Below are 17,573 nucleotides of genomic sequence, written 5' to 3'. Positions count from 1 at the left end.
GCTCCCTCCGGCCCGCCGACTACCCGCCGCGGTGCCGGGTAGTCCCGGGTTCGGCCCCGGACACGATGTGCACAGGAGGAGACGTGTCGACCTTCGGCTTCCACGCCTCCCACGAGCAGTTCCCGCCGAGCACGCTGCTTCGCCTGGTGGAGGCGGCGCAGGACGCCGGGTTCACCAGGGCGATGTGCTCGGACCACTTCGCGCCGTTCGCGACCGAGCAGGGGCAGTCCGGCTTCGCCTGGTCCTGGCTCGGTGCGGCGCTGTCCCGCACCGACCTGCCACTCGGCGTCGTCAACGCACCCGGCCAGCGCTACCACCCGGCGATCGTGGCGCAGGCCGCCGCGACCCTGGCCGAGATGTTCCCCGGCCGGTTCTGGCTCGCGGTCGGCAGCGGACAGGCCCTCAACGAGCACATCACCGGTGACCGGTGGCCCACCAAGCCGGAGCGCAACGCCCGGCTGCGCGAGTGCGTCGACGTGATCCGGGCGCTGTTCGCCGGGGAGTGCGTCGACCACCGAGGGCTGGTCACCGTCGACCGGGCGATGCTGTGGTCCCGGCCCGACCCACCGCCGCCGGTGTACGCCGCGGCGGTCACCCCGGAGACCGCGCGCTGGGCGGCGCGCTGGGCGGACGGCATGATCACCATCAACCAGCAGGTCGACGGGGTGCGACGGGTGGTCGAGGCGTACCGCGAGGGTGGCGGCGCGGGGCCGGTGCTGCTCCAGGTGCACCTGTCCTGGGCCGCCGACGAGCAGACCGCCCTCGGCAACGCCTACGACCAGTGGCGGACCGCGATCCTCGGCAGCGACCTCGGCTGGGACCTGGCCACCCCGGCCGACCTCGCGGAGGCCACCGCGTACGTCCGGCCGGAGGACATGCGCGAGCACGTACTGGTCTCCAGTGAACCGGGCCGGCACGCGGACTGGCTGCAGGCGTACGCCGACCTGGGGGTCGACGAGATGTACCTGCACCAGGTCGGGCTCGACCAAGACGGGTTCCTCGACGTGTTCGGCGCCCGGATCCTGCCGGAGTTGACATGACCGAGCCGCCCATCGACTCGTACGCCTTCCTGTCCGACACCCACACGACGGCGCTGGTCGGCCCGGACGGCGCGGTGGAGTGGTTCTGCGCGCCCCACGCGGAGGGTGACGCCGTGTTCGCCCGCCTGCTCGACCGCGGCCGGGGTGGTGCGTTCACCCTCTCCGTGGCCGGCTGCCCGACCCCGGTCCGCCGGTACCTGCCCGACTCGTTGGCGCTGGAGAGCCGGTACACCGCGCCCACCGGCAGAGCTGTGGGCCAGGACTTCCTCGCGGTCCGTGCCGGCGACGCCACCCGGCCGTTCCTCGCCGAGCGGCTGCTGGTCCGCCGGGTCACGGCCGAGCAGGGCCCGGTACGGCTGGCGGTCCGGGTACAGCCGCGCCCCGGCTACGGCGCCGAGGCCACCGGCTGGACGCGGACCGACGGCCACTGGCGGGCGCCGGGCATCCCCCTCGACGTGTGGTCCACCCTGCCGCTCACCGACGACGGCGGCGCCCTGTGCGGCGCGGTCGAGCTGGCCGAGGGCGCGACGGCGACCGTGCTCGTCGGCTACGGGGAGGTGCCCCCGGCAGCACCGGCCGAGGAGCTGCTCGACCGCACGCTGCGCACCTGGCGGGAGTGGTCGGCCCGCAGCGACTACGCCGGCTTCGGGTCGGACGCCGTCCGGCACAGCGCGTTGGTCCTGCGCGGCCTCTCCTACGACGAGACGGGCGCGCTGCTCGCCGCGCCGACCACCTCGCTGCCGGAGGAGCTCGGCGGCGTCCGCAACTGGGACTACCGCTTCACCTGGCACCGGGACGCCGCGCTGCTGCTGCTCGCGCTGTTCCGGTTGGGACACGCCGAGGAGGGGCGGCGCTACCTGCGCTTCCTGCTGGACGTCTGCGCCGGCGCCGGCGAGACGCTGACGCCGCTGGTGGGCATCCACGGTGTGACCAGCGAGGAACGGGAGCTTCCCCACCTGTCCGGGTACGCGGGCTCGACACCGGTGCGGATCGGCAACGAGGCGGCCGAACAGGTGCAGTTCGACACGTACGGGCACGTCCTGGACGCCGCGCTCGCGTACCAGGAGCTGACCGGGGAGCTGACCCTCGACCAGTGGCGGCTGCTGTGCCGCCACGTCGACACCATGGCGGACCGCTGGCGGGAGCCGGACCACGGGGTCTGGGAGATCCGCGGCCCGCGACGGCACTATGTCAACAGCAAGGTGATGACCTGGGTCTGCCTCGACCGAGGCATCCGCCTCGCCGACCTGGTGGCCGACCGGGGCGCGCCGGTCCGGCGGTGGCGGGACGCCCGTGACGCGCTGCACGCCGAGGTCTGCGAGCGGGGCTACGACCCGGAGCAGCGCAGTTTCGTCATGACGTACGGGTCCTCCGACCTGGACGCCTCCCTGCTGCGCATCCCCGTGGTCGGCTTCCTGCCCGGCGACGACCCGAGGGTGGTCGGCACCGTCGACCGGATCCGGGAACGACTCGGCGTCGGACCCGCGCTGGTACGCCGCTACGCCACGGACGACGGGCTGCCGGGTGAGGAGGGCGCGTTCCTGCTGTGCTGCTTCGAGCTGGTGTCCGCGCTGGTCCTCGGCGGCCGGCGGGACGAGGCGCGGCGGATCTTCGATCGGCTCCGCGGTCACGCCGGCCCGCTCGGGCTCTATTCCGAGCAGGTCGCCGCCGACGGCACCGCCCTCGGCAACCATCCGCAGGCGTTCACCCATCTGGCGCTGATCGAGGCGGCGCTCAACCTGGACGCCGCGTCGGACCGGGACGCCCTGCACGCCTGGGCCGCCCGACAGGCCCGGCCGCTCGCCGCCGAAGCCGGGTAGCCGTCAACAGCGCGTCAAGATTGCCGGGGCCGCCGTCAAATCGCCGTATCGGCACGGGCTCCACCGCCACCGGCTCGCCACGATGGCGACATGACGTCACGACGGTTGCGGCCGCGGGATCGCGAGCCGGTTCCGGCGGACGCCGGGCGGCGGTCCGCCCGACGCCCGGCTGGTCCGGTCGGCCCGTCGGCCGTGTCCCCGACCCTGTCCGACGAACCGGAGCGGCGGCACGAGGCGCTGGTCGGCGTCCGGTTGACCGCCGCCACGCCCGGCAGCCACCTCCTGGACTACCTGCGGACCGAGCCCTGCGCCGTGGAGGCGTGGTGGATCGCCGCCGACATCGACGCCGTGGTCCGCCTCTCCGCGACCAGCCTGAGCGTGCTGCACCGCGCCGTGGAGGACCTGCGACGGCGGGGCGGCGCGGAGGTCGTCGCCACGCACAGCATCCTCCGCCCGCTGGACCTCCCGGCCCCCACCGACACCCCGGCCGCCACCGTCCCGGTGCGCGTGCCGGCACGGGCATGAGCCGCCCCACCACCGCCGGCCGGATCGTGGTCGGGGTGGACCGCTCGTACGCCGGGCTGGCCGCACTGCGCGCGGCGGTGCGGCTGGCCCGCCGTGCCGGCGCCCCGCTCTACGCGGTGCGGGCGTGGACGTTCGTGCCGCTCTGGCGCCCCGGGACCATGCCGTGGCTCTGGCAGGAGGAGTTCGCCCGGGCGGCCCGCGCATACGTGCGGGACGCCTTCGAGACGGGCCTCGGCGGCCAGCCGCGGGACGTGACCGTGCGCGTCGTCGCCGAGCAGGGCTACGCCGGCCAGGTGCTGGTCGACGAGGCCTGGCGGGAGACGGACGTGCTGGTGGTCGGCAGTCCCCGCCGGGGCCGCTTCGGGTCGAAGGGCGGGCACGTCACCCGCTACTGCGTGAGCCGGGCGAGCGTGCCGGTGGTGACGGTTCCCGCGCCGGACTGGGCGCGGGCCGAGGCGATCCGCCGCTTCGGCCGTGATCTCGAACGATTTCCCCGCTGACCGGGCGCGCCCGCCGGTCGGTAAGCCGAAGTGAGAAGGAAGGCAACACGATGGACGAGGTTCCGGATACCTGGGCCGTCCCGGTGCGTACCGTGCCCGGACGGCAGGCGCTGGCGGTGCGTACCGCCCGGCTTCCGCAGGGAGAGCGGGTGGGTCTGGCCTTCAGCAGCCCGGAGCGGCTCGCCAGCGCCATGGGCGCGGACCAGCCGTGGACCCCGCTCTGCGAGTCGGCGCTGCGGAGCATGTTGAGGCCGTTGGGCGTCCACCGCATCCAGCTGGACCCGCTGCTGGTCGCGCCGCCGGTCGCGCCCGACGAGGCGCGTGTCGGCACGGTGCCGCAGCAGACCGGTCCGACTCGCGCCACTACCGTGCCGCAGCAGGCCGCGCCGGCCCGTCCCGTCGCCGCGCTCGCCGGCACCCGTCCGGTTTGAGCTGACCCGTCCAGTCTGCGTCAACCGTCCGATCTGAGTCGACGCGTCCGGTCTGCGCCCGCTACCGGCCTCAGGGCCGGTAGCGGTAGCCCATCCCCGGCTCGGTGATCAGATGCCGGGGACGGGCCGGGTCGTCCTCCAACTTGCGGCGCAACTGAGCGAGATACTGCCGCAGGTAATTGCTCTCGTTCTGGTACTCCGGCCCCCACACGTCGTGCAGCAGCTGTCGCTGGCTGACCAGCTTGCCGGGGTTGCGCAGCAGCTTCTCCAGCACCGCCCACTGGATGGGGGTCAGCTTCACCTCGGTGCCGTCGTCGTGGGTGACCGTACGGTCGGCGAGGTCGACGGTGTGCCGGCCCACCCGCAGGGTGGCGGTGGCGTCGGTCGGTGCGCCGAGCCGCCGGGCGACCGCCCGGATGCGCGCCAGCAGCTCCTCCACGCCGAACGGCTTGGTCACGTAGTCGTCCGCGCCCGCGTCCAACGCCTCGACCTTGTCCTCGCTGCCGGCCCGGCCGGAGAGCACGATGATCGGCACGGTGGTCCAGCCCCGCAGGCCCCGGATCACGTCGATGCCGTCCATGTCCGGCAGGCCCAGGTCGAGGACCACCAGGTCGGGCGGGTGACCGGCGGCCGCCTTGAGCGCCCCGGCGCCGGTGTCGGCGACCTCGACGTCGTACCGGCGGGCGCGCAGGTTGATCCGCAGGGCGCGCAGGATCTGCGGCTCGTCGTCGACGACCAGGATGCGGGTCATTCCTGTGGTCCCTCCGCCAGGCTGTGAGTCACGGCGGGCAGCCGCAGCACCATGGTCAGTCCACCACCCGGAGTGGTCTCCGGGGTCAGGCTCCCCCCCATCGCCTCGGCGAGACCCCGGGAGAGCGCGAGGCCGAGGCCCACGCCGGTCTGGTTGTCCCGGTCGCCGAGGCGCTGGAACGGCAGGAACACGTGCTCCCACATGTCCTCGGGGATGCCCGGCCCGGTGTCGATGACCCGCAGCTCGACCTGACCGGCGTGCGCGCTGGCGGTGATCGTGGGCGGCTGGCCGGGCGGACTGTAGCGCAGGGCGTTGGCGATGATGTTGACCAGGACCCGCTCCAGCAGCCCGGGGTCGGCGGTGGCGGCGGGCAGGTCGGCCGGGATGTCGGTGGTGACGTCGGCGGCCGGGGGGCCGAGCTCGTCCAGGGCCAGGGGCACCGCGTCCTCCAGGCCGATGGTGGTCGGGGTGAGACCGAGCACGCCGGCCTGGAGCCGGCTCATGTCGAGCAGGTTGGCGACCAGCCGGGCGAGCCGGTCCAGCGACTCCTCGGCGGTGGCGAGCAGCTCCGCCCGGTCCTCCTCGTCGAAGTCGATGTCGGGGCTGCGCAGGCTGGTCACCGCCGCCTTCGCGGACGCCAGCGGCGTACGCAGGTCGTGGCTGACCGCGGCGAGCAGCGCGGTCCGCATCCGGTCGGCCGCGGCGAGCGGTCGGGCGGTGGCGGCCTCCTCGGCCAGCCGCTCCTGGCGCAGTGCGACGGCCGCCTGGGCGGCGAACGCCTCGACGAGGCGCCGGTCGGCGGCCTCCAGCCGGCGACCGCAGAGGACCACGGTGATCCGGTCGTCGACCGGCACGGTCGTCTCGCCGCTGTCGGGCGTGGTGGCGGCGTGGTCGCCGACGCTGGCCACCACGCACCAGGCCTGCTCGTCCCGGGCCCGGCTCGGGCGGCTGGTGGCATCCTCGGCGAGTTCCAGCACGCTGACCGCGCGCAGCCCGAACGTCTCCCGGAGCTGGTCCAGCAGCGCGATCAGGGGCCGCCCGCCACGCAGCACCCCGCCGGCGACGGCCGCGAGGGTCTGCGCGTCGGCGGCGGCGCGGGCCGCCTCCCGGGTGCGCCGGGCGGCGACGTCCACGATCCAGCTGACCGCGAGCGCCACCCCGACGAAGACGACCAGGGCGAGCAGGTTGTCCGGCTCGGCGATGGTCAGCGTGTGGAAGGGTGGGGTGAAGTACCAGTTGATCATCAACGTCCCGCCGAGCGCGGCGACCAGCGCGGGCCAGAGCCCGCCGACCAGCGCGACCGCCACGACACCGGCGAGGAACAGCAGGATGTCGCTGGCCAGGGTCAGGTCCGGCAGCACCGTCAGCACCAGGGTCAGCAGCGGCATGCCGATCGCGGCGAGGCCGAAGCCGAGCAGCCGTCGGCGCCGGGACAGCGCGGCGGGCAGGGCGACCGTCGGCCGGCCACGGCCCGCCTCGGTGTGGGTCACCAGGTGCACGTCGATGGCGTCGGAGTGCGCGATGGTGGTCACGCCGACACCGCGGGAGAGGATCTGGGCGAACCGGCCCCGACGGCTCGCCCCGAGCACCAGCTGGGTGGCGTTGACCCCGCGCGCGAAGTCGAGCAGCGCGTCCGGCACGTCGGCGCCCAGGACCTGGTGGTAGGTGCCGCCGAGGCTCTCCACCAGCACCCGCTGTCGGGCCAGCTGCGCCGGGTCGGCCCCGGCCAGGCCGTCGCTGCGGGCCACGTGCACGGCGAGCAGGTCGGCGCCCTTGCTGCGGGCGGCGATGCGGGCGGCCCGGCGGATCAGGGTCTCGCCCTCAGGCCCACCGGTGAGCGCGACGACCACCCGCTCGCGCGCCTCCCAGGTCTCGGCGATGCCCTGCTGGCTGCGGTAGTGGCCGAGCTGCTCGTCGACCTTGTCGGCGAGCCACAGCAGGGCCAGCTCGCGCAGCGCGGTGAGGTTGCCGACCCGGAAGTAGTTGCCCAGCGCCGCGTCGATCTTGTCGGGTCGGTAGATGTTGCCGTGGGCCATCCGCCGGCGCAGCGCCTCCGGCGTCATGTCGACCAGCTCGACCTGCTCGGCCGCGCGGACCACCTCGTCCGGCACGGTCTCCCGCTGGACGGTGCCGGTGATCTGCGTGACCACGTCGTTGATCGATTCGAGGTGCTGCACGTTCACCGTGGTGAGCACGTCGATGCCGGCGTCGAGCAGCTCCTGCACGTCCTGCCAGCGCTTGCCGTTGCGAGAGCCGGGCACGTTGGTGTGCGCGAGCTCGTCGACGACGGCGACCTCGGGCCGGCGGTCGAGGACGGCGTCGAGGTCCATCTCGGTGAAGTCCGCGCCGCGGTACGTCAGGCTGCGGCGGGGCACCTGCTCCAGGTCGCCGATCATCGCCGCGGTGTGCTTACGGCCGTGCGTCTCGACCAGGCCGATCACCACGTCGGTGCCCCGCTCGGCGCGCCGGTGGGCCTCCTCCAGCATCGCGTACGTCTTCCCGACGCCGGGTGCGGCGCCCAGGTAGATGCGGAGTTCTCCTCGTGGCACGGGTCCATCCTCTCCGGTGCCGCCCCGGGGCGGGGCGGGGTGGCGGTTCCGCCCGGCCCACGGGCCGGCGTCCCCGTCGGTGGGCGGTGACGGCGCGGGGCGAGACCACCCGGTCAGGTGGCCTCGCCCCGCGCGTTCGGTGGGTCAGCGGGCCGGGAACTCCCGGTCCAGGGCCAGGTTGAGCTCCAGGACGTTCACCCCGGGCTCCCCCATGAACCCGAGGGACCGCCCGGTGGTGTTCGCCTCGACCAGGCGACGGACCGCCGCCGGGTCGGCACCGCGCTCGCGCGCGACCCGGTTGACCTGCAGCTCGGCGTACGCCGGGCTGATGTGCGGGTCGAGGCCGCTGCCGCTGGCGGTGACCGCGTCGGCGGGCACCGCCGGCTCGGCGGGTGCGTCGCCGCGGATCGGGGTGATGATCCCGCCCTCGGCCACGTAGTCCTGCCCCGGCTGGGCCAGCTCCACGGTCACGCCCTGGTAGCTGCTGACGAACGGGGTCGCCGGGGCGGTCTGGTTGACGCTGACCACCCGGGTCACCGGGCCGGTGAGGCCGTCGGCCCGGAACACGGCGAGCACCGCGCCGACCCCCTCCGGGGTGCAGTACGGCCGGCTGCCGTCCACGCCGTTGAGCTCGCCGACCGCCTTGCTGCGCTCGCAGACCTGGGTGAGCAGGCTCTGCGAGGACTCCTCGGGGTCGGTGGCGATGGTGTCCACCACGCTCTCCGGGCCGAGGTTGCTGGCCGAGGTGCTGGTGGGGTCGTAACCGTCGCCGGCGGCGGACGGGCGGCTCTGGAAGTAGCGCGTGACCGGGTTGCCGTCACCGTCGGTGAAGGACTGGCCGATCAGGCTGCTGCCCACGGTCCGACCATCGACCGTGATCATCGAGCCGTCCGCCTTGTGGGCGAGGCCGGGGATCTGACCGACGGCGACCAGGGCGAGCGGGTAGGCCAGGCCGAGCAGGACGGTGAAGACGAGCAGGGCCCGTAGGGCAGCGAGGTGCTGGGCGAGCCAGGTGGGTAGGCGCATCACGAGATCCCTGGGATGAACTGGATGAGCAGGTCGATGAGCTTGATGCCGACGAACGGCACGACGAGGCCGCCGAGGCCGTACAGCCAGAGGTTGCGGCTGAGCAGCTTCGACGCGCTCGCCGGCCGGTACCGCACGCCGCGCAGGGCGAGCGGGATCAGCGCGATGATGATGATCGCGTTGAAGATGACCGCGGAGAGGATCGCCGACTCCGGGCTGGCGAGCCGCATGATGTTCAGCGCGTCCAGGCTCGGGTAGAGGCCGGCGAACATGGCCGGGATGATCGCGAAGTACTTCGCGACGTCGTTGGCGATCGAGAAGGTGGTCAGCGAGCCGCGGGTGATCAGCAACTGCTTGCCGATCTCCACGATCTCGATGAGCTTGGTCGGGTCGGAGTCGAGGTCGACCATGTTGCCGGCCTCCTTGGCGGCCGACGTGCCGGTGTTCATGGCCACGCCGACGTCGGCCTGCGCGAGGGCCGGCGCGTCGTTGGTGCCGTCACCGGTCATCGCGACCAGCCGGCCGCCCTCCTGCTCCTTCTTGATCAGGGCGAGCTTGTCCTCCGGCGTGGCCTCGGCGAGGAAGTCGTCGACGCCGGCCTCCTCCGCGATGGCCTTCGCCGTACGCGGGTTGTCACCGGTGATCATCACGGTTCGGATGCCCATCCGGCGCATCTCGTCGAACCGCTCGCGCATGCCGGACTTGACGACGTCCTTCAGGTGGATGACACCGAGCGCGCGCGCCGGCTCACCGTCAACGTGCTCAGCCACCACCAGCGGGGTGCCGCCGGTGCCGCTGATCGCGTCGACCAGGCCGCCGACCTGGGCGGTGGGGTGGCCGCCGTTCTCCCGGACCCACTTCATCACCGCCGCGGCGGCGCCCTTGCGGATCCGTCGTACGCCCCCGTCGACGCCCTCCGCGCCGAGGTCGACGCCGCTCATCCGGGTCTCGGCGGTGAACGGCACGAACGTGGCGTTCGGCATGACGCCGGCCTCGCGCTCACGCAGCCCGTACTCGTTCTTGGCGAGCACCACCACCGAGCGTCCCTCCGGGGTCTCGTCGGCGAGGCTGGAGAGCTGGGCGGCGTCGGCCATCTCCGCGTCCGACACCCCGTCGATCGGGATGAACTCGGAGGCCTGCCGGTTGCCCAGGGTGATCGTGCCGGTCTTGTCCAGCAGCAGCGTGTTCACGTCGCCGGCCGCCTCGACGGCCCGACCGCTCACCGCGAGGACGTTGCGCTGCACGAGGCGGTCCATGCCGGCGATGCCGATGGCCGACAGCAGCGCCCCGATGGTGGTGGGGATCAGGCAGACCAGCAGGGACACCAGCACGATGCCGCTGACACCGGCGTCGGTGATCGCGCCGCTGTCCGCCGCGGCCGCCTGGTAGCCCTTCGAGAAGATCGCCAGCGGCTGGAGGGTGACCACCGCGAGCAGGAAGATGATCGTGAGCGCGGCGAGCAGGATGTTCAGCGCGATCTCGTTCGGCGTCTTCTGCCGGTTGGCGCCCTCGACCAGGGCGATCATCCGGTCGATGAAGCTCTCTCCCGGCTTCTGAGTGATCTTGACGACGATCCGGTCGGAGAGCACCTTGGTGCCGCCGGTGACCGCGCTGCGGTCACCGCCGGACTCCCGGATCACCGGGGCGGACTCGCCGGTGATCGCCGACTCGTCAACGCTGGCGATGCCCTCGACGACGTCGCCGTCGCCCGGGATGGTGCCGCCGGCCTCGACCAGGACGATGTCGCCCTGCTTCAACTCCGGGGCGGGCACCGCCTCGTCCCGGTACCGGTTCGCCGGCGTGCCCGGCGCCCAGCCGATCAGGCGGGTGGCGATGGTGTCCCGCTTCGCCTGGCGCAGGCTGGCCGCCTGGGCCTTGCCCCGGCCCTCCGCGACGGCCTCGGCCAGGTTGGCGAAGAGGACGGTGAGCCAGAGCCAGACGGTGATGGCCCAGGCGAACACGGACGGCTCGGTGATCGCGAGCACGGTGGTGAAGACGGCGCCGATCTCGACGATCAGCATCACCGGGTTGCGCCACAACGTACGCGGGTCGAGCTTGCGCAGCGCGTCCGGCAGGGACCGGAACAGCTGCTTCGGGTCGAGCAGGCCCCCACCGACCCGGTTGCCCTGGGTGGCCGGGGTGCCCGCGGTCGGCTGCTCGCCGGCCCCGGATGTCACCGACGTGACGGACATGGTCTCGTTCCTCATGGAGTTCACAGCCCCTCAGCCAGGGGGCCGAGCGCGAGTGCGGGCAGGAAGGTGAGCGCGACGACGATCACCGTGACGCCGACGACCATCCCGATGAACAGGGGACGGTGGGTCGGCAGGGTGCCTTCCGACGCGGGGGTGGGCTGCTGCCGGGCCAGCGAGCCGGCCAGGGCGAGCACGAAGATGATCGGCAGGAACCGGCCGAGCAGCATGCACAGGCCGAGTGCCGTGTCCCACCAGGTGGTGTTCACCGTGATGCCGGCGAACGCCGAACCGTTGTTGTTGCTGGCCGAGGTGAACGCGTACAGCACCTCGGAGAGCCCGTGCGGGCCCACGTTCAACGCGGTCGCGTTGTTGCCGGTGGCGAAGGCCGCGGCCGTACCGATCAGCACCAGCGCCGGGGTGATCAGGAAGTACATCGAGGCGAACTTGATCTCCCGCGCCCCGATCTTCTTGCCCAGGTACTCCGGCGTGCGGCCGACCATCAGACCGGCCACGAACACCGTGATCACGGCGAGGATCAGCAGGCCGTAGAGGCCCGCGCCGACACCACCGGGCGCGACCTCGCCGAGCATCATGTTGACGATCGGCATCATGCCGCCGAGCGGCGTGAACGAGTCGTGGAAGGAGTTGACCGCGCCGGTCGAGGTCAACGTGGTGGCCGCGGCGAAGGTCGCCGAGTTCGACACGTCGAAGCGGACCTCCTTGCCCTCCAGCGCCGCGCCGACCGCCTGCGGCACGGTGCCGTGCCCGGCCAGCTCGAAGACGTTGGTCAGGGTGATGCTCGCCAGCGCGAGGATGGCCATCACGGCCGCGATCGCGTAGCCCTGCCGGTTCTGCCCGACCATGCGACCGAAGACGCGCGGCAGGCTGAACGGGATCACGAAGATCAGGAAGATCTCGAGCCAGTTGGTCCACGCCGTCGGGTTCTCGAAGGGGTGGGCGCTGTTGGCGTTGTAGAAGCCGCCACCGTTCGTGCCCAGCTCCTTGATGACCTCCTGGCTGGCCACCGGCCCGCCGGTCAGCGTCTGGCTCCCGCCAGTCAACGTGGTGACGTCGGTGCCGGCCGAGAGGTTCTGCACCACGCCGCCGATCATCAGCGCGAGCGCGCCGAGCACCGCGACGGGCAGCAGGATACGCAGGGTGATCCGGGTCAGGTCGACCCAGAAGTTGCCCAGCTGCTGCGTACGGCTGCGGGCGAAGCCCCGCACCAGGGCGACCGCGATCGCGATGCCGACCGACGCGGACACGAAGTTCTGCACCGCGAGACCGGCCATCTGCACCAGATGGCCCATGGTCGACTCACCCGAGTACGACTGCCAGTTCGTGTTCGTCACGAACGACACGGCGGTGTTCCAGGCGCCGTGCGGCACGACCGGGTCGAAGCCCAGCGACAGCCACAGCTTGTCCTGCACGCGCTGGAACAGGTAAAGGAAGAGGACCGAGACCGCCGAGAAGGCCAGCACGCTACGGGCGTACACGCCCCACGTCTGCTCGCCGGCCGGGTTGACCCCGACCAGCCGGTAGATCCCGCGCTCGACCCGGGAGTGCCGGGCCTGGGACACCACCCGGTACATGTAGTCGCCGAACGGCTTGTAGACGGCGACCAGCGCCGCCACCAGCGACAGGATGAAGATGACGCCGGCTGTTGTCATGGTCATCAGAAGCGCTCCGGGAAGAGCAGGGCGACGACCAGGAAGATCCCCAGGCCGATCGCCAGCACCAGACCGACGGCATTGACCGCGCTCACAGCTTCTCCACCGCCCGCACCACCAGGGCGAGCGCCGCGAACAGCGCCACCGTCAAGACCACGAACACCACGTCAGACACGCTGACTCCTCGTACGGAAAAGGTTCGTCGCGACCGCCTGCCGGTCGCGCGGGGCAATCAAAGCGCCGAGGAATGGGCCGCGACAGGGGCAATAACGCGACCATGACGGCGGCTTCCGCTTTCTTGACGCGCTTTTCACAGCGGGCCGCTGAGCGGGTGAAACGGCACACAGAAGTGAACCGGCCGGGCGTCGCCGCCCGGCCGGTCGAGGTCGCCGTCGTCGCCCGTCAGGCGGCCCGACGCCGGCCCGGCTCCCCGTCCGGCGGGGTGACCGTCGACGGGAGCGGCCGGGCCGGCGCGACCGAGGCCGGCGCGGTCCGTGCCGGGGCGGGTGACGGGCCGCCGGGGGCCGTCGCGTACGTCCGGAGGCGCCGATGGCCCGCCCCGACGCCGGCGGCGAAGCCGAACCCGGCCGTGTACGCCCAGGTGGCGGCCGGCGCGCCGACGAGTTCACCGAACTCGTTCGCCAGGAACCCGACGAAGGTCATCGCGCCCAGCACGGTCACCGCGCCGACCGCCCGCAGGTCGGGCACGAAGCGGGCGTACCCAGCGAGCGCGACCGCCACGACGAGCGCCCGGCCGGGCAGTCGGGTCGGCGGGAAGAGCAGGGCCGCCAGCAGCGCCGCACCGATCACCAGCACCGCGCCGACCGCGACGCTGATCCCGGTCGGGGTCCGGTCGTCCCGCGTCCCGGCTCCCCGATGCTGGTCGACACCCACGGCAGGCCTCCCCCGAACGTGAGCCCGCCCACCGGGCCCGTCCGTCGCCATACCACCCCCGCCGCCCCGCCGCGGTCGACGCCTTTCACGCACCCATCACGGCGCGACGCCCATTCTTGACGCGGGCATAACGCGCCACCCGGGCCCGCCGTGGTTCAGTGCGCCGACCGTGCACCTCCTGCCCGACATTCCGGCGCAAGCTCCTGAATCGACGGCCGAACATGCACGATCGACGGGGGTCCGGAGGCGGGCGCTCGGCGGGCTGTTGACTCGCCGGTAACCGGCGGAGATCGTGGTGGCCATGGCGACCCCCGACCGCTCCCCCTCACCCTGGCGCGAGCCCGAGCACGACGCCCTGGCCGACCTCGCCCGCACCTTCTTCACCAAGGAGGTGCTCCCGCACGCCGACCGGCTGGCCGCCCAGGGGCACCCGGACCGTGCGCACTACCGCCGCGCCGGCGAACTGGGCCTGCTCGGCCTATCCGTGCCCGAGCAGTACGGCGGCGGGGGCGGCGGCTTCACCCACGAGACGGTGGTGCTCCAGGAGCAGGCGTACGCCGGTGAGACCAGCCTCGGCCTGGCCGTGCACAGCGGCATCGTCACCGGCTACCTGGTCGCGTACGGCAGCGAGGAGCAGAAGCGGCGCTGGCTGCCCGGGCTGTGCAGCGGCGAACTGGTCGGCGCGATCGCGATGACCGAGCCGGACGGCGGCTCCGACCTCCAGGCGATGCGCACCCGGGCGGTGCGCGACGGCGACGACTACGTGGTCACCGGCGCCAAGACCTTCATCAGCAACGGCGGCCTGGCCGACCTGGTCATCGTGGCCGTCAAGACCGATCCGGAGCAGCGGGCGGCCGGCATCTCCCTGCTGGTCTGCGAGGTCGGCGGCGACCCGGAGGGCTTCCGTCGCGGGCGGCTGCTCGCCAAGATCGGGCTGCACGCCAACGACACCGCCGAGCTGTTCTTCGACGGGCTGCGGGTGCCGGCGGCCAATCTGCTCGGCGACGCCGAGGGGCTCGGCTTCGTCCAGCTCATGCGGCAGCTGCCCCAGGAGCGGCTGGTGCTCGGGGTGGGCGCGGTCGCCGCGATGGAACGGGCCGTCGACCTGACCGTGGCGTACGCGAAGGAGCGCACCGCCTTCGGCAAGCCGCTGCTCGGCCACCAGAACACCCGGATGGTGCTCGCCGAGTGCGCGACCCGCGCCCGCACCGGGCGGGTCTTCCTGGACGACTGCATCGTTCGGCACACGCGCGGCGAGTTGGACGTGGCGACCGCCGCGATGGCGAAGTACTGGCTGACCGAGGGGCAGTGCGAGGTCGTCGACCGGTGCCTGCAGCTCTTCGGCGGCTACGGCTACACGACCGAGTACCCGATCGCGCGGATGTATGCCGACGCCCGGGCCCAGAAGATCTACGGTGGCACCAACGAGATCATGAAGGAGCTGATCGCCCGTGCCCTCTGACGACGGGTCGCGGGGCGGCGCGGACGGGCCGGCTCCGGAGCCGGCGCGGGCCGGCGGCGGGCCGCTGGCCGGGGTGCGGGTGGTCGAGCTGGCCAGCCTCGCGCCCGCCCCGTTCGGCTGCATGGTCCTCGCCGACCTGGGCGCCGAGGTGGTGCGGGTCGACCGGCCCGACGGCCCCGGCGCCGGCCGGCTCGCCGCGCCGCCGGGCGGCCCCCTGCAGCGTGGCCGGCGGGTCACCGCGCTGGACCTGAAGTCGCCCGAGGGGGTGGCGGACCTGCTGCGCCTGGTCGACCGGGCGGACGTGCTGGTCGAGGCGTACCGGCCGGGGGTCGCGGAGCGGCTGGGCTTCGGGCCGGAGACCTGCGCGGCCCGCAACCCCCGCCTGGTGTACGCCCGGATGACCGGCTGGGGGCAGGACGGCCCCCTCGCCGCCCGGGCCGGGCACGACATCGACTACATCGCGGTGGCCGGCGCCCTGGAGCCGCTGGGCCGGGCCGGGGAGCGTCCGCACGCGCCGGGAAACCTGATCGGTGACTTCGCGGGCGGCGGGATGCTGCTCGCCGTCGGGGTGCTCGCCGCGCTGCTGGAGCGGGAGCGTTCCGGCGTGGGGCAGGTGGTGGACGCGGCGATGGTCGACGGGTCCGCGCTGCTCACCGCGTTCCTGCACGGAATGATCGGCACCGGTCTGTGGTCGGCGCCGCGCGGGCGCAACCTGCTCGACGGCGGGGCGCCGTTCTACGACACGTACGGCACGGCGGATGGTGGGTTCGTGGCGGTCGGCGCGTTGGAGCCGGCCTTCTACGCCGCCCTTCTCACCGGTCTCGGGTTGGCCGACGACCCCGACCTGCCGGCCCAGTACGACCCGACGGGCTGGCCCGAACTGCGCCGCCGGTTCACGGACCGGTTCGCCGAGCGGACGCGGGACGAGTGGACGGCCGTCTTCGCCGAGCTGGACGCGTGCGTGGCGCCGGTGCTCACCCCCACCGAGGCGCACCGGCACCCGCACAACGCCGCCCGGGGCACGTTCGTCGAGGTGGCCGGCGAGATCCAGCCCGCCCCAGCCCCCCGCTTCACCCGCACCCCACCGACACCGCCCACCCCACCGGGCGACCCGGAGCCGATAGCGGACATCCTCGCGAGCTGGTCGTAGCGGAGATCCCGGTGGGAAAGCGCCCGCTGGGGGCGGTTTCCCACCGGGATCCGCGGGCGAGCCCGCGCGCTTCGCGACTCAGGCGCGCGCCGGGGTGCGGTCCGGCTCCGGCTCGGTCGGGACGGCGGCTGCCTCCCTCTCCTCCGGGCCGTCGTGGTCGTCGAGCATGGTGGCCTCGTCGAACGGCGCCTGGCCGGAGAGCACGGCCTGGGCCTGCTCCCGGTCGAACTCGCCGGTCCAACGGCCGATCAGGACGGTGGCGACGGCGTTGCCGGCGAAGTTGGTCAGCGCCCGGGCCTCCGACATGAACCGGTCGATGCCGACGATCAACCCGACACCGTCCACCAGGTCCGGCCGGTGCGACTGGAGGCCGCCGGCCAGGGTGGCGAGGCCGGCGCCGGTGATGCCGGCGGCGCCCTTCGACGCGATGATCATGAACACGAGCAGCGAGATCTGCTCGCCGACCGACAGCGGGTTGCCCATCGCCGAGGCGATGAAGAGCGAGGCCATGGTCAGGTAGATGGCGGTGCCGTCGAGGTTGAAGGAGTACCCGGTCGGGACGGTGATGCCGACGACCGGCTTGCTGACGCCGAAGTGCTCCATCTTGGCGATCAACCGGGGCAGCGCCGACTCCGACGACGAGGTCGACACGATCAGCAGGAACTCCCGGCCGAGGTACCGCAGCAGCGAAAAGATCGAGATACGGGCGACCAGCCAGAGCAGCGCGCCGAGCACCACCAGCACGAAGATCAGGCAGGTGGCGTAGAAGCCGAGCATGATCTGCGCCAGGCTCTTCAGGGCGTCCACGCCGGTCGCGCCGACCACGGCGGCCATCGCGCCGAACGCGCCGATCGGCGCCAGCCACATGATCATGGCGAGGACCTTGAAGACCAGCCGCTGAATGGTGCCGATCGCCCGCAGCACCGGCTCGCCCCGGCTGCCCATGCTCTGCACGGCGAAGCCGACCAGCAGTGCGACCAGCAGGGTCTGGAGCACCTCACCACCGGTCAGCGCGGAGAGCAGCGAGGTCGGGATGATGCCGAGCAGGAAGTCGACCGTCCCCTCGCTCTCCGCACCGGCGGCCTTCTGGCCGGCCTCGGCCAGCTCGTTGCTCAACTGCAGGCCGCTGCCGGGGTGGATGATGTTGCCGACCACCAGGCCGATGGCCAGCGCCACGGTCGACATGACCAGGAAGTAGCCGAGCGCGAGGCCGCCGACCTTGCCGACCTTGGCGGCCTGGCGTACGGAGCCGACGCCGAGCACGATGGTGCAGAAGATGACCGGGCTGATCATCATCTTGATCAGCGCGACGAAGCCGGTCCCCAGGGGCTTGAGCTCCTGCGCCGCGTCCGGGGCGACGAAGCCGAGCACGATGCCCGCGACGACGGCGACGATCACCGCGAGGTAGAGGAAGTGGGTGCGGTCCCGGCGGGGCCGCGTTGTCGGTGTGCTGGTGGTGGGGGTCTGCATGGCTGAGACTGTGGCCCAGGTCTCAACCGGAATCAGCCTTGCGTTCATTCTGTTCACCGACCTGAAGTGCCGGCGAAACAGGACCAGCCCCCG

15 protein-coding genes are annotated in these 17,573 nt (G+C 72.9%); 7 read left to right on the top strand and 8 right to left on the bottom strand.

The genetic code is table 11. From position 1 onward, the window contains the following. Positions 1-83: 83 nt before the first annotated feature. From ACIBTV_RS07630 to ACIBTV_RS07610, 5 genes are all read left to right on the top strand, one after another. The gene (locus tag ACIBTV_RS07630; protein ID WP_396703199.1) at positions 84-1,040 is read left to right on the top strand and encodes a TIGR03885 family FMN-dependent LLM class oxidoreductase; all 957 of its coding nucleotides are present in this window, start codon (positions 84-86) and stop codon (positions 1,038-1,040) included. Beyond that, entirely contained in the window at positions 1,037-2,860 is a 1,824-nt protein-coding gene (locus ACIBTV_RS07625) for a glycoside hydrolase family 15 protein (protein WP_396703198.1), read from the top strand. Before ACIBTV_RS07630 ends, ACIBTV_RS07625 begins: the two co-directional genes overlap by 4 nt. Before the next feature lie 90 nt (positions 2,861-2,950). After that, positions 2,951-3,385 carry a hypothetical protein gene (locus ACIBTV_RS07620; protein WP_396703197.1) on the top strand — a complete coding sequence of 145 codons (435 nt, stop codon included), beginning with the start codon at positions 2,951-2,953 and terminating at the stop codon, positions 3,383-3,385. Then, the gene (locus tag ACIBTV_RS07615) at positions 3,382-3,885 is read left to right on the top strand and encodes a universal stress protein (protein WP_396703196.1); all 504 of its coding nucleotides are present in this window, start codon (positions 3,382-3,384) and stop codon (positions 3,883-3,885) included. The genes ACIBTV_RS07620 and ACIBTV_RS07615 overlap by 4 nt, the downstream gene beginning before the upstream one ends. Before the next feature lie 50 nt (positions 3,886-3,935). After that, the gene (locus ACIBTV_RS07610; RefSeq protein WP_396703195.1) at positions 3,936-4,316 is read left to right on the top strand and encodes an SAV_915 family protein; all 381 of its coding nucleotides are present in this window, start codon (positions 3,936-3,938) and stop codon (positions 4,314-4,316) included. 70 nt (positions 4,317-4,386) lie between these two features. On the opposite strand, the gene ACIBTV_RS07605 is transcribed toward ACIBTV_RS07610, so the two are convergent. The 7 genes from ACIBTV_RS07605 to ACIBTV_RS07575 all read right to left on the bottom strand — a co-directional run bounded on the left by ACIBTV_RS07605 (position 4,387) and on the right by ACIBTV_RS07575 (position 13,398). Then, a complete protein-coding gene (locus ACIBTV_RS07605; RefSeq protein WP_396703194.1) occupies positions 4,387-5,067 on the bottom strand; it encodes a response regulator in 681 nt (226 codons plus the stop codon). Further along, positions 5,064-7,616: a DUF4118 domain-containing protein gene (locus tag ACIBTV_RS07600; protein WP_396703193.1), complete on the bottom strand. Its 2,553-nt coding sequence runs from the start codon at positions 7,614-7,616 to the stop codon at positions 5,064-5,066. The genes ACIBTV_RS07605 and ACIBTV_RS07600 overlap by 4 nt, the downstream gene beginning before the upstream one ends. Before the next feature lie 144 nt (positions 7,617-7,760). Next, positions 7,761-8,642: a potassium-transporting ATPase subunit C gene (locus ACIBTV_RS07595; RefSeq protein WP_396703192.1), complete on the bottom strand. Its 882-nt coding sequence runs from the start codon at positions 8,640-8,642 to the stop codon at positions 7,761-7,763. Beyond that, entirely contained in the window at positions 8,642-10,834 is a 2,193-nt protein-coding gene (kdpB, locus tag ACIBTV_RS07590; protein WP_396703191.1) for a potassium-transporting ATPase subunit KdpB, read from the bottom strand. The genes ACIBTV_RS07595 and kdpB overlap by 1 nt, the downstream gene beginning before the upstream one ends. Before the next feature lie 20 nt (positions 10,835-10,854). Then, positions 10,855-12,510 carry a potassium-transporting ATPase subunit KdpA gene (gene kdpA, locus ACIBTV_RS07585; protein WP_396703190.1) on the bottom strand — a complete coding sequence of 552 codons (1,656 nt, stop codon included), beginning with the start codon at positions 12,508-12,510 and terminating at the stop codon, positions 10,855-10,857. Further along, positions 12,510-12,599 carry a K(+)-transporting ATPase subunit F gene (gene kdpF / locus ACIBTV_RS07580; RefSeq protein WP_091592907.1) on the bottom strand — a complete coding sequence of 30 codons (90 nt, stop codon included), beginning with the start codon at positions 12,597-12,599 and terminating at the stop codon, positions 12,510-12,512. The genes kdpA and kdpF overlap by 1 nt, the downstream gene beginning before the upstream one ends. Before the next feature lie 307 nt (positions 12,600-12,906). Then, positions 12,907-13,398 (bottom strand): hypothetical protein, encoded by a 492-nt coding sequence (locus ACIBTV_RS07575; RefSeq protein WP_396703189.1) that lies wholly within the window; start codon positions 13,396-13,398, stop codon positions 12,907-12,909. 301 nt (positions 13,399-13,699) lie between these two features. Here ACIBTV_RS07575 and ACIBTV_RS07570 point away from each other — a divergent pair, with 301 nt between their 5' ends. Both ACIBTV_RS07570 and ACIBTV_RS07565 read left to right on the top strand, forming a co-directional pair. Then, on the top strand, positions 13,700-14,860 hold the full coding sequence (locus ACIBTV_RS07570) for an acyl-CoA dehydrogenase family protein (protein WP_396703188.1): 1,161 nt from the start codon (positions 13,700-13,702) through the stop codon (positions 14,858-14,860). 64 nt (positions 14,861-14,924) lie between these two features. Then, complete coding sequence (locus ACIBTV_RS07565) at positions 14,925-16,010, top strand: CaiB/BaiF CoA transferase family protein (protein WP_396703234.1); 1,086 nt, start codon at positions 14,925-14,927, stop codon at positions 16,008-16,010. A 78-nt stretch (positions 16,011-16,088) separates the two neighbouring features. Here ACIBTV_RS07565 and ACIBTV_RS07560 read toward each other — a convergent pair whose 3' ends face one another. Further along, positions 16,089-17,480, bottom strand: a complete 1,392-nt coding sequence (locus tag ACIBTV_RS07560; RefSeq protein ID WP_396703187.1) for a cation:dicarboxylate symporter family transporter — start codon at positions 17,478-17,480, stop codon at positions 16,089-16,091. Positions 17,481-17,573: the final 93 nt, after the last annotated feature.

This window comes from Micromonospora sp. NPDC049366, assembly GCF_044466625.1.
Taxonomy (GTDB): domain Bacteria; phylum Actinomycetota; class Actinomycetes; order Mycobacteriales; family Micromonosporaceae; genus Micromonospora.
This window is presented reverse-complemented; position numbering and strand designations above follow the sequence as displayed.

Bases quoted from the DNA above. Each gene is read 5' to 3' on its own strand.
- ACIBTV_RS07625 (WP_396703198.1), top strand. From the start codon at position 1,037: ATGACCGAGCCGCCCATCGACTCGTACGCCTTCCTGTCCGACACCCAC.
- ACIBTV_RS07620 (WP_396703197.1), top strand. From the start codon at position 2,951: ATGACGTCACGACGGTTGCGGCCGCGGGATCGCGAGCCGGTTCCGGCG.
- ACIBTV_RS07615 (WP_396703196.1), top strand. From the start codon at position 3,382: ATGAGCCGCCCCACCACCGCCGGCCGGATCGTGGTCGGGGTGGACCGC.
- ACIBTV_RS07610 (WP_396703195.1), top strand. From the start codon at position 3,936: ATGGACGAGGTTCCGGATACCTGGGCCGTCCCGGTGCGTACCGTGCCC.
- ACIBTV_RS07605 (WP_396703194.1), bottom strand. From the start codon at position 5,067: ATGACCCGCATCCTGGTCGTCGACGACGAGCCGCAGATCCTGCGCGCC.
- ACIBTV_RS07595 (WP_396703192.1), bottom strand. From the start codon at position 8,642: ATGCGCCTACCCACCTGGCTCGCCCAGCACCTCGCTGCCCTACGGGCC.
- kdpB (WP_396703191.1), bottom strand. From the start codon at position 10,834: ATGTCCGTCACGTCGGTGACATCCGGGGCCGGCGAGCAGCCGACCGCG.
- kdpA (WP_396703190.1), bottom strand. From the start codon at position 12,510: ATGACCATGACAACAGCCGGCGTCATCTTCATCCTGTCGCTGGTGGCG.
- ACIBTV_RS07570 (WP_396703188.1), top strand. From the start codon at position 13,700: ATGGCGACCCCCGACCGCTCCCCCTCACCCTGGCGCGAGCCCGAGCAC.
- ACIBTV_RS07560 (WP_396703187.1), bottom strand. From the start codon at position 17,480: ATGCAGACCCCCACCACCAGCACACCGACAACGCGGCCCCGCCGGGAC.